Annotated in this window: 6 protein-coding genes; 5 read left to right on the forward strand and 1 reads right to left on the reverse strand. The window is 69.5% G+C overall.

Annotation, left to right across the window (positions count from 1 at the left end; translation table 11 throughout):
* Positions 1–1,185, reverse strand: coding sequence for a 3-hydroxy-9,10-secoandrosta-1,3,5(10)-triene-9,17-dione monooxygenase oxygenase subunit (hsaA, locus tag L5G33_RS08435; RefSeq protein ID WP_236997730.1), 1,185 nt, complete (start codon positions 1,183–1,185; stop codon positions 1–3).
* 142 nt (positions 1,186–1,327) lie between these two features.
* Here hsaA and L5G33_RS08440 point away from each other — a divergent pair, with 142 nt between their 5' ends.
* The 5 genes from L5G33_RS08440 to L5G33_RS08460 all read left to right on the forward strand — a co-directional run bounded on the left by L5G33_RS08440 (position 1,328) and on the right by L5G33_RS08460 (position 17,932).
* Positions 1,328–2,491, forward strand: coding sequence for a 3-ketosteroid-9-alpha-monooxygenase, oxygenase component (locus L5G33_RS08440; protein WP_236997731.1), 1,164 nt, complete (start codon positions 1,328–1,330; stop codon positions 2,489–2,491).
* Positions 2,491–2,868, forward strand: a complete 378-nt coding sequence (locus L5G33_RS08445) for a hypothetical protein (RefSeq protein WP_236997732.1) — start codon at positions 2,491–2,493, stop codon at positions 2,866–2,868. The genes L5G33_RS08440 and L5G33_RS08445 overlap by 1 nt, the downstream gene beginning before the upstream one ends.
* Before the next feature lie 56 nt (positions 2,869–2,924).
* Positions 2,925–3,767: a class I SAM-dependent methyltransferase gene (locus L5G33_RS08450; protein WP_236997733.1), complete on the forward strand. Its 843-nt coding sequence runs from the start codon at positions 2,925–2,927 to the stop codon at positions 3,765–3,767.
* Positions 3,768–4,010: 243 nt separating this feature from the next.
* A complete protein-coding gene (locus L5G33_RS08455; protein WP_236997734.1) occupies positions 4,011–17,645 on the forward strand; it encodes a non-ribosomal peptide synthetase in 13,635 nt (4,544 codons plus the stop codon).
* A gap of 41 nt (positions 17,646–17,686) precedes the next feature.
* On the forward strand, positions 17,687–17,932 hold the full coding sequence (locus tag L5G33_RS08460) for an MbtH family protein (RefSeq protein WP_236997735.1): 246 nt from the start codon (positions 17,687–17,689) through the stop codon (positions 17,930–17,932).
* Positions 17,933–18,061 lie beyond the last annotated feature (129 nt).

An 18,061-nucleotide genomic window follows, 5' to 3' on the forward strand; every position in this document is an offset into this window, starting at 1 on the left:
TTAGACCATCGTGTCGCCGATGGGGAGCCCGAACTCCCCGTTGCCGTACGCGACGTAGGCCCGCTCGGGGTCGTTCGCCGCGTGGACGCGCCCGGCGTGGGCGTCACGCCAGAACCGCTGGATCGGCGTGCCGTTCTCCAGAGCGTGGGCTCCGGAGTTCTCGAAGAGCAGGTCGATGGCGTCGATCGCGCGACCGGTGGCGCGGACCTGGTCGCGTCGTGCTGCCAGACGCAGTTCCATCGGCACCTCTTCACCCGCGAGGATCAGGTCGTACTCGGCCTGCAGATTCCCCGACAGCTGACGCCACGCGGCGTCGATGTCGCTGCTCGCCTCGGCGATCCGGACCTTGGCGAACGGATCGTCCTTCGCCTTCTCGCCTGCGTACGCGGCGCGCACTCGCTTGCCCTGATGTTCGACGTGGGCAGTGTAGGCGCCGTAGGCCATGCCGACGATGGGCGTCGAGATGGTCGACGGGTGGATGGTGCCCCACGGCATCTTGTAGACCGGTGCGGTGTTGCGCTCGAGACCTTCGGCGGTGCCCATGCTCATCGCGCGGAAGCTCAGCATGCGGTGCGTGGGCACGAACGCATCCTTGACCTCGATGGTGTTCGAACCCGTGCCACGCAGACCGACGACGTTCCACACGTCCTTGATGTTGTAGTCACTGCGCGGGATCAGGTAGCTGACGAAGTCGACCGGCTTGCCGTTCTTCATGACCGGTCCGCCGACGACCACCCATTCGGCGATCTCACAACCCGACGACCAGGCCCACGAGCCGTTCACCTTGTAGCCGCCGTCGACGACCTCACCCACTCCCATCGGCGCGTACGACGAGGAGATGCGGACGGTCGGGTCGTCGCCCCACACGTCCTCCTGCGCCTGCTGCGGGAAGAGCGCCAGATGCCAGTTGTGGATGCCGACGATGCCTGCGACCCATCCGGTGGATCCGCAGGCGGTCGCGATCCGTCGAACCGCTTCGTAGTACGTGACCGGATCGGTCTCGTAGCCGCCCCACTGCGACGGCTGCATCAACTTGAAGAAGCCGGTGTCGGCCAGCATCTCGGCGACCTCGTCGGTGACGCGACGTGCGTCTTCGGTCGACTGGGCCCGCTGTGCGAGCTCAGGCAGCAGCGCGTCGATCTTGTTCAGAACCCCCTGTGCGGCTTCGCTCCGCTGTGCTCCCATGGGCCTCTCCTAATCAGTGTTCGTGACGATCCTTCTAGACCAATATTAGAACACGTTCTCATTCTGACTGGAACCTGTTCTACTATTGATTCATACGAGCAGCACGACAGCCCGATCAACAACAGACATCGAGGAGCAACAGATGACTGACGTCGACATCCGCGAAATCGACACCGGAACCCCGCCGACCCGCTTCGCGCGTGGATGGCACTGCATCGGCCTCACCACCGACTACACCGACGGCAAGCCGCACTCCCTGGAGATCTTCGGCACCAAGCTTGTCGTGTGGGCCGATTCCGAAGGCAACGTGAAGGCCCTCGACGCCTACTGCAGGCACATGGGCGCCGACCTCTCGCAGGGCAAGGTCCGCGGCGACAACGTGGCCTGCCCGTTCCACGGCTGGCAGTGGAACGGCAAGGGACGATGCGCAGGCGTCCCGTACGCCAAACGCCACCCGAAGCTTGCCAAGACCCGCACCTGGCCGACGATGAACCGCAATGGGCAGGTGTTCATCTACAACGATCCGGAAGGCAACCCGCCGCCCGAGGACGTGATCATCCCGGAACTCGCCGAGTACGGCGGCGAAGGCTGGACCGACTGGACGTGGAACCGCCTCGTGATCAGCGGGTCCAACTGCCGGGAGATCATCGACAACGTCGTCGACATGGCGCACTTCTTCTACGTGCATTACGCCCTGCCCGACTACTTCAAGAACGTCTTCGAGGGCGAGACCGCCGCGCAGTACATGAACAGCCGCGGTCGCCCGGACATCAGCCTGACGTCGGCGTACGGCGACAGCCGACTCGAGTCGATTGCCGCTTATTACGGCCCGTCGTACATGCTTAACCCGATGGTGCAGTACTACGGCGAGTACGCGGTCGAGACCATCCTCACCAACTGCCACTACCCGATCGACTCGAACTCGTTCGTCCTGATGTTCGGTGTCATGGCGAAGATCCCCGAAGGCCTGTCGCCCGAGCAGGGCGCACGGATGGCGTCGAAGATCAGTTCTGGCGTGGAGGTCGGCTTCCTGCAGGACGTCGAGATCTGGAAGCACAAGACACGCATCGACAATCCCCTCCTCGTGGAGGAGGACGGCCCTGTCTACCAGCTGCGTCGCTGGTACGAGCAGTTCTACGTCGACGTCGACGATGTCACCGACGAGATGAGCGGACGCTTCGAGTACGAGATCGACACGGAGAAGGCCCTCGAGAACTGGGGCATCGAGATCGAGGAGAACCTGCGGGTGCAGGCCGAGGAGAAGGCCGACGAGGAGGCTTCCGAAGACTCCGGCGCGTCGGTCTGATGACCGTGGATGCTTCTAGGGCGAGCGGCTGGGCCAAAGCGCCCGACTACTCGGCCGACCCGGAGCGTCTGTCGACGATCGCGGCCGCCACTGCCCGCGATCGTCGACACTATCTGGCGGGCGGTCTCACCGAGATCGAGTGTCGGACCTGCCACGCCTGCGTGATGGTCAAGAAGACGAGTCCGCATCACACGAGCGTCCAGTGGACCGACGACGCACTCGACCGCTGCGACGAGATCTCGAAGATCCGCGCCGAAGGCGGCAACCCGGCGATGCTCCCGACGTGTCCGCGCATGTCGGCGACCATCGAGCACGGCGTCGCCGAGGGCATCGTCCCTCGCCAGTCGCCCGACGCCGACCCGGAAGGGTACTGGTGAGCGTGCGAGCGTGAGCGTGCGACGGCGGAGCTGAGGCTTCCGATACCGTCGACCATATGGCGGATGACGCGTTACGGCCGAACTGGACCGAGCACGGAGCGGGCTGGGCCGCGCAGGATGGGATCTTCGACGCGATCTTCGCACCGGTCACCGACGCGATCGTGACTGCGGCGGACCTGTCCGGCGCCGTGCTCGACGTCGGCTGCGGCACCGGAACTCTCCTGGAGCGGGCGGTCGACGCCGGGGCGTCGGCGGTCGGTGTGGACATCTCGCCCGCCATGATCGATGCGGCGACCCGACGGGTCCCGCGGGCGAGCGTCGCCGTCGCCGACGCGCAGACCGCTGATCTGCGATCCCTCACCGCGAATCACGCCTTCGACCGCATCGTGTCCCGATTCGGCGTCATGTTCTTCGCCGATCCGGTCGCCGCGTTCACGAACATCCGGCGCGCGGCCACCCCAGACGCATCGATGACGTTCATGTGCTGGCAGGACGGGCGCATCAATCCGATCTTCACGCTCGGCACGCGCACCCTGATCGCAGCGCTCGACGAGAAACCGTCCCGCCCGGCGCCCGGCAGCCCCGGACCGGTCGCGTTCGCCGACCCGGGCCATCTGCGCGGCATCCTCGCCGACTCAGGCTGGTCGAACACGACACTCGACGACTTCGCCTTCCGCGCCGACTACTCGACCCCGACGAGCGACGGCGTCGACGAGCGGCTCGCGGTCATCCTCGCCACAAGCACCGGCCAACTCGTCGAGGAGAAGGTTCGGACGCGGCTCGGCGAGAACGGATGGTCCGACCTGCTCGACCGCGTCCGTGAGAGTCTTCGCGACGACCGGGTCGACGGGGTCGTCGCGCACGACAACCACTGCTGGCTGGTGTCCGCACGGGCCTGAGTCGATCTGCCGCTACCGCACCCTCACCTCCGTCGTCGCAACCTCAATGTGTCTTAGCAGCCTGGCCCAGGCTGCTAAGACACATTCATGTTGTGGCGAGATAGTCGAGGCTGCGACGAGCTAGCTGAGTTGGCGCCTCCTCCGACGCCACAGTTCCAGCGTCGTTTCATCGATTTCAGATACGACCCATCCGCGGCCGGTCTGCAGCCGAAGACCCTATGACAGCTGCCGAAGGAGGAACGCGTGAGCACAGACAATCTGATCCATTCCGTCCAGACCCGGGCGCAACTGCCGCTGACGGCCGCCCAGCGCGGCATCTACTACGCCCAGCAGATCGACCCGCACGTGCCGATGTCGGTCGCCGCGTACGTCGAATTCCACGGCGACGTCGACGCGGACCGCTTGGACCGCGCGGTCGGCGACGCCGTCGTCGAGACCGAGTCCGGTCTCCTGCGCCTCGTATGGAATGGGGAGGACGAACCGACCGCGTTCGTCGACGACCACCGAGACGTCACGCTCGGGCGACGAGACTTCTCCCGGTACGCCGACCCACTCCGGGCAGCGCAGCAATGGATGGACGAGCACCGCTCGCACGTCCCGGACCTGTTCACCGACCCCCTCCTGGAGACGTACCTGCTGACGCTCGGGCCCGACCACAGCATTTGGTACTGCTGGGGCCACCACCTGGCCTTCGACGGCTACGCCGCGATGTACATGATGCTTCGCGTCGCCCAGCGATACACGGCGGCCGACGGCAGTCCGCTCCCCGACGCCGACATCGCGTCGATGGCCGACGTTGCCGACCTCGACGCCAACTACCGCGGATCGGCGCAGTTCACCGCCGACCGCGACTTCTGGTCGAACCGACTCGGGCACGACATGGCCGCGTTGCCGAACACGTCGTTCTCGACCCGCAGCGACGAGGCGGCCCCGCTGGCGACCGTCGTGTCCACGGCCCTCGACGACGCCGTCGTCGAGAAGATCCGGTCGCGCGCAGCCGAGTTAGGTGTCCGACCGGCGTCGGTGATCGCCGCGGCCCTCACCGTGTACCTCGCCCGGTTCAACAACACCGCGGACGCCATGCTGAGCCTCCCCGTCGCCGCGCGCGACACCGCGGCGCTGCGCACGTCAGCCGGTCTCACCTCCAACGTGGTGCCCGTCCTCGCCTGCGTCGACGACGCAGACCGTCCGCGCCTGGTGGACGAACTGATCCGCGAGGTGAACGGCGACATCAAGAACGCGGTCCGCCACCAGCACTTCCGGCACGAGGACATCACGTCCGACGTCCTCAGCGCCGCAGCCGGCCGCCGCGGGTTCTTCGGTCCGATGCTCAACGTGATGCTGTTCTTCAAGCACATCGATTTCGGGCCCCTCACCGGCGCACTGCACATCATGTCGACCGGTCCCGTCGAGGACGCGTCGGTGAACGTGTACGACTCGATCTCCGGCGGGATGCACCTCGACCTCGAAGCGAACCCGAACGTCTACGACGACGCCGAAGTCGATGCCCACCACCACAGGCTCGTCGACTTCGTCGCGCGCTTCGTCGCCGCCGACCCGCAGCTGCCCGTCACCGGCATCCCGGTGACGACCTCCGACGAGATCGCGATCGCCGACCGCTGCGCCGTCGGCCCGACCGCCGACTACGGCGACCTCACGGTGACCGACCTGCTGGCCGACGCGTATCGCAGCTTCGCCGACCGGCCCGCGCTCATCGATCCGGACGGCGACCGCCTCACCTACGACGACGTCCGCCGTCGAGTGACCACCGCGGCCGCTGGCCTGCAGGCTCGGGGCATCGGGCCCGAAGACGTCGTCGGCGTAATGCTTCCCCGCAGCATCGACCAGCACATCGCCCTGCACGCGATCCTCGCGGCCGGCGCCGTCTTCGTTCCGCTGGCCCCCGACGAGCCCGGGTCACGACGCGACCACATCCTCGACATCGCCTCTCCCTCGCTCGTGATCGTCGACCACGACCACGACCAGCCGATCGCGGCCTCGACCGCGCGTCTGGACGACCTCGCCACGAACGACGACGGCGACTCCGTCGTCGACTCCGCCAGCGTGCGCGTGGCCCCCGACAACGGGGCCTACCTGCTGTTCACGTCGGGCTCGACCGGAACCCCGAAGGGCGTGCTGATCACCCACCGCGCCCTGGTGAACCGGTTGAAGTGGATGCAGGACAAGTACGCGCTGACCCCCGCGGACCGGGTGCTGCAGAAGACGCCCGCGAGCTTCGACGTGTCGGTGTGGGAGTACTTCTGGCCGCTGTCGGTCGGCGCCGCAGCCGTCGTCGCTGCGCCCGACGGCCATCGCGACCCGTGGTATCTGCGACGGGTGGTCGAGCTGGCTGAGGTGAGCGCCCTGCACTTCGTGCCGTCCATGCTCGCCGTGTTCACCGAGACCCTGGCCGCCGACCCAGAGACAAGCGTCCGGACTCGAACCGCGCTCGCCTCGGTACGCGCAGTCTTCACCAGCGGCGAAGCCCTGACCCCCGGGGTCGTGGGCGCGACCGCCGCCCTCACCACGGCGCCGATCCACAACCTGTACGGCCCAACCGAGGCCACCATCGACGTGACCCACCACGATGCCTGCGACCCGACCGATCCGACGGTCCCCATCGGCAGGCCCGTGCACAACACCAGCGCGTACGTGCTCGACCGGCGTCTCGACCCGTCGCCGACCGGCGCGATCGGCGAGCTGTACCTCGGGGGCGTCCAGCTCGCACGCGGCTACCTCGGACGCCCCGACCTGACCGCCGACCGGTTCGTTGCCGACCCGCACGGCGGCGGTCGGCTCTACCGCACCGGCGACCTCGTCCGTCGCCGCCCCGACGGCGAACTCGACTATGTGGGCCGCAGCGACACGCAGATCAAGATCCGCGGCCAGCGGGTGGAGCTCGGGGAGATCGAGAACGCGCTCGCCGCCCTGCCCGGTGTCCGCACGGCGGGCGCCGTCGCCCGCGACGACCTCCTGTCCGAGCGGATCGTCATCGGATACGTCAGCGGCGACGGACTCGACCAGCGAGACCTGCGCGATGAACTGTCGGCACACGTCCCCCCGCACATGATCCCCACCGCCGTCGTCGTATGCGACGCCCTGCCGACCACCGCGAACGGGAAACTCGACCGGCGTGCACTGCCCGATCCCGACCTGGGCGGCCACGGTCGCACCGCCGCAGCCGATGCGCCAGCCACCGACCTGGAGCGACTCGTGCACCGAACCGTGTGCGCGGTGCTCGGCGTCACCGAGACGTCCATGTCGGCGGGCTTCTTCGAACTCGGTGGCAACTCGCTGGCCGCGACTCGCATCGCCGCGCGATTGTCGACCGCGACGGGCCGACGTCTCGGAATCCGCACCGTGCTCGATTCCGCCGACGTCGCTGGGATCGTCGACGCCGTCCGCGCTCACGGCGTACCCGACGAACTCCCGGACACGGCGGACACATCGAGGCACGTGACGATCGACGGTCCGGTCCCCCTCTCGCCCGCACAGCACCGGCTCTGGCTGGCCTCGCGTCTGGACCCCGAGTCGGCCGCCGGCTACAATATGCCGTTCACCGTCCGGTTCATCGGCGACCTCGACGCCGACGCGCTGGTCGCCGCGTGCAACGACGTCGTCGACCGGCATGAACCGCTGCGCACCACCGTCACCGACGTCGACGGCGTCGCCTGCCAGGACATCCGGCCCGCCGACGGCCGGCTCCTCGACGTGGAACGCCGGGACACCGTCTCGGCCGACAGTCTCAAAGCGTTCGCTGCCGAACCGTTCGATCTCGGTGTCGATCTCCCCATTCGAGCTCGTCTGATCGCTCACAGCGACCGCGACCACACGCTCGCCGTCGTGGTCCACCACCTCGCCGCGGACGGTTGGTCGTTCGGGCCGCTGGCCGACGACCTCGCCGACGCCTACCGTGCCCGCCGATCGGGCGCCGCTCCGGCATGGCCCGCTCTGCCGGTCACCTACCGGCAGGCAGCGGCGGACCGACTGGCCTGGCTCGACGATCCGACGTCGAGCGCAGGCGCCCAGATCGAGCACTGGACGCAGACGTTGGCCGACGCACCCATCGGCACCGAACTGCCGTACGACCGGCCGCCGTCACGCGCCGCCGGACGCTCGGGTGCTTCGGTCCGCACACCGATCGACGCGGACACCCGCGCGCGGATCCTCGCACTGGCCGACGACCACGGCACCACACCGTTCATGGTGGTGCACGCCGCCGTCGCCGCACTGCTGCGCACCGTGTCCGGGACCGACGACATCCTCGTCGGGACGCCGGTCTCCGGACGCGGCGACGACGAACTCGATCCGCTGATCGGCATGTTCGTCAACACTCTCGCGTTGCGCACCCCGGTCGACAAGAACGCGTCGTTCGCCGACCTGCTCGCGGTGGTGCGCGACCGCGATCTCGCGGCGTTCGACAACGCCGACGTGCCGTTCGACCGCCTGGTGACCGAACTGAACCCGGCCCGCAGCAGCAGCGGTCAGCCCTACTTCGACGTGTCCGTCACGCTCGAGGACGCCGCGCAGGTGTCACTCGACATCACTGGGCTCGCGGCCACCGCCACCAGGATCGACACCGCCACCAGCAAGTTCGATCTCGAGTTCACCGTCACCGACCGGTCGGGCGACGGCGGTGGAATGGAACTGAACCTCGGGTACGCCGACGAACTCTTCGATCACGCGACCGCAGCCGGGCTCGCGTCACGGTATGTCCGGCTCCTGCAGACGGTGACCGCCGACCCCGGCACGTCCGTCGGCGACGCGTGCACTCTCGACCCGGCCGACCGCCTCGACCTCGTGCCAGCGATGGGCGGCGGGTCCCGCCCGGTGGAGCATCTCACGCAGCTGCTGCACACCGCCGCGTCGGCGGAACCGTACCGTCGGGCGATCGTCGACGAGGCGAATCGCCACCGGCTCACCTATCGCGAGTTGGACGAGGCGTCTGATCGCCTCGCCCGCATTCTCATCGACGAGGGCGCCGGACCTGAACGCTATGTCGCAGTGTCGCTGCCGCGCGGCGCGAACTGGATGGTCGCACTGTGGGCCGTCACCAAGTCGGGCGCGGCGTGGGTGCCGGTCGACCCCGCCTACCCGAGGGCCCGCACCGACTTCATGCTCGCGGACTCCGGTGCGGAGATCGTCGTCACCGACGCGGCGTCCGCGCCTCGGCTGTCGACGACCGACCACCGCGTGGTCCTGGTGGGCTCCGACGACGTTCGCGCGCACGGACGCGACGAGGACCGCTCGCCGGTCACCGACGCCGACCGCATCGCCCCGATCCACGTGGACCAGCCCGCCTACCTGATCTACACGTCGGGCACCACCGGCCGTCCCAAGGGCGTGGTCGTCAGCCATCGCGGCCTGGCCGACTTCGCCGCCGAACAGGTGTCCCGTCTGGCACTGGCCCGGACGAGCCGCACCCTGCACCTCGCGTCCCCGAGCTTCGATGCCTCGGTCCTCGAAGTGATCATGGCGGTCGGCTCGGCGGCGTGCATGCACATCGCCCCGGCGCACATCGTCGGCGGCAGCGAACTGTCCGACCTGATGGCCGACGCCGCGATCACCCACGCCTTCCTCACCCCGTCGCTCCTGTCGACCATGTCCCCGGACGACCTGCCCGCACTCGACACCCTGGTGATCGGCGGCGAACACCCCAACGCGGAATCTGTCCGCCGCTGGTCGGACGGCCGTCGCCTGATCAACGCGTACGGCCCCACCGAGGTCACCGTGGTCGCGACCATGTCGCCCAGCATCGAACCCACCGACTCGGTCACCATCGGCAGGCCCATCCGCGGCGTGTCGGCCCTCGTCCTCGACGAGCGGCTCCGGCCCGTGGCGCCCGGCGTGGTCGGCGAGCTGTACCTGTGCGGCTCGCATCTCGCCCGCGGCTACCACGGTGTGCGACCGCTGACGTCCAAACGCTTCGTGGCGAATCCGTTCGGCGAGCCCGGCGACCGCATGTACCGCACGGGCGACCTGGTTCGGTGGAGCGCCGCCCACGCTCTCGACTTCCGCGGCCGCGTCGACCACCAGACCAAGGTGCGCGGCCACCGGATCGAACTCGGCGAGATCGACGCCGCGCTCGTCGCGGACGCCGCGATCCGAAGCGCCGTCACCGTCGTGTCCGGTACCGACGACGCCGCGCACCTCGTCGCGTACGCCACTGCTCCGGCCGGTTCCTCGCTCGACGAGTCCGCCATCCGCGGCGTCCGCGATCGGCTGGCCGACCGGCTGCCGCGGCATATGCTGCCGTCCACGATCATCGCGCTCGACGAGATCCCGGTGACCCCGGCAGGCAAGATCGACACCCGCGCGCTCCCCGCTCCCGAGAGCACCGGACAGGCGCATCAGCACAGCCCGCTGCAGAGCCGTGCCGAGCACACGGTGGCCGACGCGATCGCTCGGGTCATCGGCATCAGCGCCGACCGGCTCGGCCGCGAAGACGACTTCTTCGAGCTCGGCGGCAACTCGTTGCTGGCCACCCAGTTGGCGACCGCACTCGAGCAGCACACCCGTACCCGCGTCCCGGTCCGCGCACTGTTCGACAATTCGACCGTGACGGCGATCAGCAGGCTGATCGGCGAGGCGGACACAAGCGCTCGACCCGACGACGAGCATGTCCGTTCTCCGCTCGTCCACGACGAGTCGGACGCCCCGGTCGCGCCCGGCCCGGCGCAGCAGCAACTGTGGTTCCTCAACCAGCTCGCAGGCCCGGACGGCGGCGCCGCGTACAACATCGCGTTCGCGCTCGACCTGGACGGCGACCTCGACGTGCGGGCACTCGAAGGCGCGCTGCGCCACACGATCGCCCGGCACGAGCCGCTCCGCACCCGGTATCCGGCACACGACGGCCGCCCGACGCTGGACGTCATGCCCGACGCGGACATCACGCTGTCTCCCGCCCCCGTCACGGACGACGAGTGGGAGCACCACGCCCGCGCGCTCGCGACACAGCCGTTCGACCTGACCGTCGACCGACCGCTGCGTGCCGTCCTGCATCGCCTTCCCAGCGGCGGCGGCGAGCCCACTCGACACCGGCTCACCCTGGTCGTCCACCACATCGCCGCGGACGGCGCGTCGATGGCTCCGTTCGCAGGCGACATCGCCACGGCGTACGCCGACCTGCACGCCGACCGCGCGCCGCAACAGAGCCCGACGTCGTTCACCTACCGCGACTACCTGCGGTGGCAGGCCGCAGAACTCGCGGCCGAGTCCGGTGCGGGGGCGACGAGGCTGGACGACCTCACGTCCTGGTGGCGCGAGAACCTCGACGGCATCAACCACGCGGCCGTGCTGGCGTCCGACGTCAACCAACCGACCGCGACCGGCCGGGCTGGCGTCGTCGAAGTCGAGTTCCCCGACCGCCTCCAATCCTCGGCGATCGGTGCCGTCGCGGGTGCCACCGAGTTCATGACGGTGCACGCCGTCCTCGCTACCCTGCTGCACCGGATGTCGGCCGATCCGTCCGCACACGTCGAGACCGGAGTCAGCGACCTCGTCATCGGTACCCCTGTCGCCGGTCGACCCGATCCGGGGCTGGCCGATCTCGTCGGAATGTTCGTCAACTCGGTCCCGCTGCGCACCCGAGTCGACTCCGCCGCCCCGTTCACCGACCTGCTCGCCGCCGTCCGGGACGCCGATCTCGACGCGATCTCGCACGCGGACATGCCGTTCGAGAAGCTGGTGGCCGCGCTCGCACCGCCGCGCACCGGACGACATCCGCTGTTCGGTGTCGCACTCACCGTCGACGCCCCGTCCGACGACGTCGCCGTCCGGTTGGCCGACATGACTGCCACGGCCCGCGAGATCGGCACCGGCGGAGCCCGCTTCGACCTCGAGTTGCGGATCCGCGACGGTATCGCCCGCTTCACCTACGATGTCGGGCTCTACAGCCGGCAGCGGATCACCGACCTCGCTCAACGGTTCGCCGCTCTCGCTCAGCAGATCGCGGACCACCCGGAACGCCGGATCGGCGACTTCGACGTGGCCCGGCCCGGCGACGGCCCCGCCGACCCGCATGTGACGGCCCCTGAGCCCCGCCACCTCGCGGACCTCCTCGATCGGGCGGTGCGGACGTGGCCGGACGACCTCGCGCTCGACGACGGTGTCCGACGACTCACCTACCGTGAGGCCGGCCGGATCACCGACCGGTGGGCGCGCACCCTGTCCGAGTACGGCGTCGGTTCCGACGACGTCGTCGCCGCGGCGATCGGCCGGTCGGCGGACTCGGTGTTGGCCGTCTGGGCGATCACGAAGGCAGGCGCCGCCGTCCTACCCGTGGATCCGCGGCACCCGGTCGACCGCGTCCGCCACATGCTGACCGATTCCGGAGCAGTCCTCGGCGTCACCACGCCGGAGGTTCTCGCGACGGCGCCCGACGACCTGCCGTGGCTGACCATCGACGAGTTGACCGCCGATCTGCCCGGTGCACGAGGACGACTGCGGGACCGCCCGACACGCCGAGTCGACGGATGCGCGTACGTGATCTACACCTCCGGCACCACCGGAGTCCCGAAGGGCACGTCGGTCACCCACCGCGGCCTCGCCGCGTTCGCGGCGACCCAGACGCGTCGCTACGGCGTCGACGGCGACAGCCGGACCCTCCACTTCGCGTCGCCCGGCTTCGACGCCTCGATGCTGGAACTGCTCCTCGCGGTCGATGCGGGCGCGACGATGGTGATCGCACCGCCCTCGATCTACGGCGGTGACGAACTCACCGAATTCCTCGCCGAACACCGGATCACCCATGCCTTCGTCACCCCCGCAGCACTGGCGGCGGCAGCGCCGCGCGAACTGCCGGACCTGCGCTGCCTCGGTGTGGGAGGCGAGTCGTTCGGCCGGGAGTTGGTCGCGCGGTGGGCTCCGGGCCGCACCTTCCTGAACTGCTACGGACCCACGGAGACCACCGTCGTGGTGATGATGTCGTCGCTCTCGCCCGACCGCCCTATCACCATCGGCGAGCCGGTCGACGGCACCCGTGCGGTCGTCCTCGACGCACGGCTGAGGCCCGTCCCCCCATTCGCGCCCGGCGACCTGTATCTGATGGGTCCGGGGCTGGCGCGCGGATACCTGAACCGTCCCGCGCAGACCTGTGCGGCCTTCGTCAGCGCGATCGACGGTTCGGGCGACCGCATGTACCGGACCGGCGACCTCGCCTCCACCGATCTGTCCGGGACCCTCACATTCCACGGCCGCAACGACCGCCAGGTCAAGGTGCGCGGCTTCCGCATCGAACTCGACGAGATCGATGCGACGCTCGCCCGGCACCCGAACGTCGGAGCCGCGGTCACCCAGGTCGTCGGCTCCGGCGACGCCGCGCACCTGGTCAGTTACGTGACCGGACTCGGCGACGCCCGCGTCAACGAGGACGAGCTCATCGCCTTCTCCGCGCAGCGACTTCCCCGCCAGATGGTCCCGTCGACCGTCGTCGAGATCGACACGATTCCGCTGACGGTGAACGGCAAGATCGACCATGCCGCTCTGCCCGCGCCGCGCCGCGCCGAACGCGTCCCGTCACGACGTCCCGCACCGGGCGCCGAGAGCGTGCTCGCCGGCCTCGTGGCCGACGCGCTCGGGCTGCCCGCCGGCAGCGTCGGAGCCGAGGACGACTTCTTTGCGCTCGGCGGAACGTCGCTGCAAGCGACGACGCTGGTCAGCCGGATCAACGCCGTCCATCGGGGTGAGCCGATCCGGGTCCGCACGATCTTCGACGACCCGAGCATCGCGCGCCTGGCACGGCTGCTGGACGTCGGCACGCCGGACACGGGGACGCCCGCCGCCCGACCGCCTGGGGTCGCGACTCCGGAAGCCGTGCCGGACCGCCCGACCCGCTTCCCGCTGGCCCCGATGCAGAAGCGGATCTGGTCGTTGCACCGCAGCGATCCGGACAGCGTCGACTACGCGATGCCGTTCGTCCTGCGTCTACACGGCAGCCTCGACGCGGCGGCTCTCCGCGGCGCCCTGGTCGACGTAGTCACGCGGCACGCCGTGCTCCGCACGACGTACACCGACACCGACACCGGCCCCGTCGGCGTCGTATCCGACGATCCCGAACAGGTGGTCGGCGACATCGAAGTCGACAGTCACAGTTCAGGAACAGAGAGGGCCGGAACAGAGAGGACGGGCGCTGTGGTCACCGCCCTACTCGAACGTCCCTTCGACCTCACCCGCGACGCGCCGCTGCGCGCGGCGCTCACCGGCGACGGCGATTCGCACGCACTGATCATCGTGTTGCATCACATCGCCGCGGACGGCGGGTCCATGCCGATCGTCATCGGCGACCTCCTCGACGCGTATCGCGCCCGGACCGGAGCCGCCGACCCGCAGATCGCCCACGCACCGGCGGTCCCCGACTATCGTGACTACGCTTCCGCGCACGACACCGCCCGCGAATCCGACGACCTGCGCTACTGGACGTCGGTCCTGACCGGAGCGCCTGCAGCCACGAGTGTCGACGCCGACCCCGCGGTCGCCGACCGGACCGGCGGCGCTCGCGTCGACCTGCCGATCGACGATGAGTTGCGCGACGAGGTCACCGCATTCGCTCGCAGCAACGCGACATCGCCGTTCACCGTTCTGCACACCGCCCTCGCGATGCTGCTCAACCGGCTCGGGACCGGCGACGACCTGGTGATCGGCACCCCCGTCGACACTCGTGCAGCGGTGAGCGGCGGCCGCGGCGACCCGGATTTCCGGGCGACCGTCGGCATGTTCGTCAACACCGTCGCGTTGCGCACGGAGATCGATCGGACCGCCAGTGCACAGTCGCTGCTCGAACGCGTCCGATCCCAGGACCTCGATGCTTGGGACCATCTCACCGCACCGTTCGACGACGTCGTCTCCGCGGTCAACCCGCCACGCGTCCCCGGTCGCGGCCCGCTGTTCCAGGTGGCCCTGTCGGTCCACGACTTCACCGACTCGATCGCAGGCGAGCAGATGCCGGTCTCCGCGGACCTGGTCGGCGAGATAGCCGAACTCGACACGCACACCGCGAAGTTCGACCTGCAGTTCACCGTCACCGGGATGAACACCCAATCGCCTGCCCCGGGTCTGTCGCTGACGTACGCGCGGAACCGGTATAGCCGTGCGGGCGCGGAGGAACTAGGCGTGCGTCTACTGCGGGTCGTCCGCGCTCTCGTCGCCGATCCGCAGCGCTGCGTCGGCGACATCCGGATCACCGACCCCCTCGAAGTCGACCGCCTCGCTCCGGTGTCGGGCCCCGCGGCAACGACCGCGCGAACATACGCCGACCTGCTCGACGACGCGGTCCGCCGCAACCCCGACGGCGTCGCGGTCAGCGCCGAGGACGCCGACGGCTCCACCGTGGACGTCACCTATCGCGACCTGTCCGAGCGGGCGAACCGTCTCGCCCGTCGTCTGCTCACGCAGGGCGTGGCGCGTCGACCCGAATCAGTCGTCGCCGTCGCCATCCCCCGATCACTCGAGGCGATCGTCACGATCTGGGCGGTGGTGCGCACCGGAGCCGCCTACGTCCCGGTAGACCCGACGTACCCGGCCGAGCGGATCGCGCACATGCTCGACGACTCCGGCGCCGACCTGATCGTCACAACCGCCGCGCACGCGGCCGCCCTGCCCGCCGACGGCGTCCTGCCGCTCGTGCTCGACGACCCGGACATGCGGCGGCGGTTGGCCGCGACTCCGGCCACGCCGATCGACGACGACGAACTGCCCCGCCCGATCGACGTCGACCAGCTCGCGTACGTCATCTACACCTCGGGGTCCACGGGCACGCCCAAGGGAGTGCTCGTGCCGCACCGCGGTCTGGCCGCCGTCCACGACGAGCTCGCCGACCGCATGGCACCCGACACGACGTCGCGAGTCCTCCACTTCGCATCGCCGAGCTTCGACGCCTCCGTGCTCGAGTTCCTGCTCGCGGCGGCCGGCGCGGCCACCCTCGTCGTGGCGCCGACGAGCGTCTACGGCGGAACAGACCTGCAGGACTTCCTCGCGCGCAGCGGGGTCTCGCACGCCTTCATCACCCCGGCGGCGGTGGCCACCATGTCGGCGGACGCGGTGCCCTCACTCACCTCGCTCGCCGTCGGCGGCGAAGCCGTCGCACCCGACCTGGTGCGTGCCTGGTCGCCGGGCCGGACGCTGCTCAACGTGTACGGCCCGACAGAGACCACGATCATCACCACTGGCTCGGCACCGCTGTCCCCCGAGGCCCGGGTGACGATCGGAAGCCCGAACAACGGCGTGTCCGCGGTGGTCCTCGACGACCGTCTGCACCCGGTCCCCGCCGGCGTCGCGGGCGAACTCTATCTGCTCGGGCCACAAATCACGCGCGGCTATCACGGGCGCCGAGCGTTGACGTCGACCCGCTATCCAGCGGCTCCGATGGTCCTCGGTCCCGAGTTCGCCGGCCAACGGATGTACCGGACCGGAGACCTCGTCCGGTGGAGTCGGGAGGACAGGTGCCTGGAGTACATCGGACGCACCGACGGCCAGGTGCAGGTCCGCGGCTTCCGCGTCGAGCTCGGCGAGATCGACGATGCGTTGACCGCTGTCTCCCGGGTACGCGCCGCCGTCACGATCGCCGACACCACGTCCGGTCTGACGGTTCTCCACAGCTATGTGACGCCCGAAGCCGACGCGGGGCCTCTCGACACGGCCGCGGTGCGCCGGGCGGTCGCTCGCCGACTGCCACGCCACATGGTGCCGAGCACCGTCACGGCCCTCGAGCATCTCCCGTTGACCGCCGTCGGAAAGGTCGACCGACGTGCACTCACGGCCCCGGCCGCACGGTCGGACGTCGGCGACGCACCCGTCGGGGAGACCGAGCAACGGGTCGCCGACGCGTTCGCCGCCGTCCTCGGCGTGGACCGAGTCGGCCGCGACGACAACTTCTTCGACATCGGCGGCGACTCACTGCTCGCCACCACGCTCGCCACTCGGCTGAGGGAGGCCGGCTTCGCGCTCACCGTGCCGGATGTGTTTGCCGCACCGACGCCAGTCGAACTGGCGGCCGCCGTCACCGACCTCGACGACGGTGACCGTTCCGCGCCCTCCACATCCGCCCCCTCCACATCCGCCCCGTCCACATCCACAGCGTCCACATCCACAGCGGTGTCGCCTGCGCTCGCGCCGCTGTTGACGCTCCGCCGGGGCGACCCGGGCACGACGAAGACCCCGCTGTTCGTCGTGCACCCGGCGATCGGACTCGCGTGGAGCTTCACTACCTTGCTGCCTCACGTCGACGACGGCCGCCCCGTCTACGGTCTTCAGAGCCCAGCTCTGTCGGGCGCCGACGCCGCCGAGTCGATCGACGAACTCGCCGCCGACTATGTGCGACGGATCCGCGAGGTCGCGCCGCACGGGCCGTACCGGCTCCTCGGGTGGTCGCTCGGCGGGCTGATCGCGCACGAGATCGGCGTGGCCCTGCAGCAATCCGGTGAACGAGTGGAGCAGCTGGTGCTGCTCGACTCCTACGTGCTCGCCGATCACGCGGATCTACCCCACGAGTCCGTGAGCGACCTGCTCAGTGAGTTCGGCATCGACGCCCCCGCTCTGCCAGACGATTCCGAGATTCCCGATCCCTCCGCGATGTCGGCGGCGGTCCGGGCATCCGGCGGGCCGTTGGCAGAGCTGACACCCGACGACCTCGACGCGGTCCGGGCGACGTTCGAAGCCGCCGGTCCACTCGCCCGGCACTGGCGGCCACGCGTCTTCACCGGCGACGCCGTGTTCGTGACCGCGACCAGCTCCGACACCGGGATCGATCCCCGCGCCGATTGGACCGACCGCGTCACGGGGACCCTCACTGATGTCCGCGCCGACTGCACCCACGCCCGCATGCTGTTGCCCGGCAACGTCGCACAGTTCGGGTACATCGTCGAGAACCGCCGACCGAACTGAGCAGCCGACGCCAGCCGCGCTGCCTCCCGAAAGGAGATCTGATGACCCCCAACCCGTTCGACGACGCCGACGGAACCTTCCTGGTGTTGGTCAACCACGAACGCCAGCACTCGCTGTGGCCCGAATTCGCTCCGGTGCCGCACGGCTGGACGAGAGTGTTCGGTCCCGACGGGCAGACCGAATGCCTCGACTACGTGGAGGCCAACTGGACGGACATGCGCCCGGCGAGCCTCATCGCGTCCATGGACCGAGCCGCGGCCGAGTCGACGCCGCGAAACGACCACTGAGAGGAAGTCCGTGGGACGCCACAGTGTATTTGCCAGCGACGGGGTATCCACCAGCGACGGGACAGGCACGATCGACGGGACAGACACCATCGATCGGGGCGCCTCATCCGCTGACCGCGACGCTGAGGG

Source organism: Gordonia liuliyuniae (assembly GCF_021738805.1).
GTDB classification, from domain to species: domain Bacteria; phylum Actinomycetota; class Actinomycetes; order Mycobacteriales; family Mycobacteriaceae; genus Gordonia; species Gordonia liuliyuniae.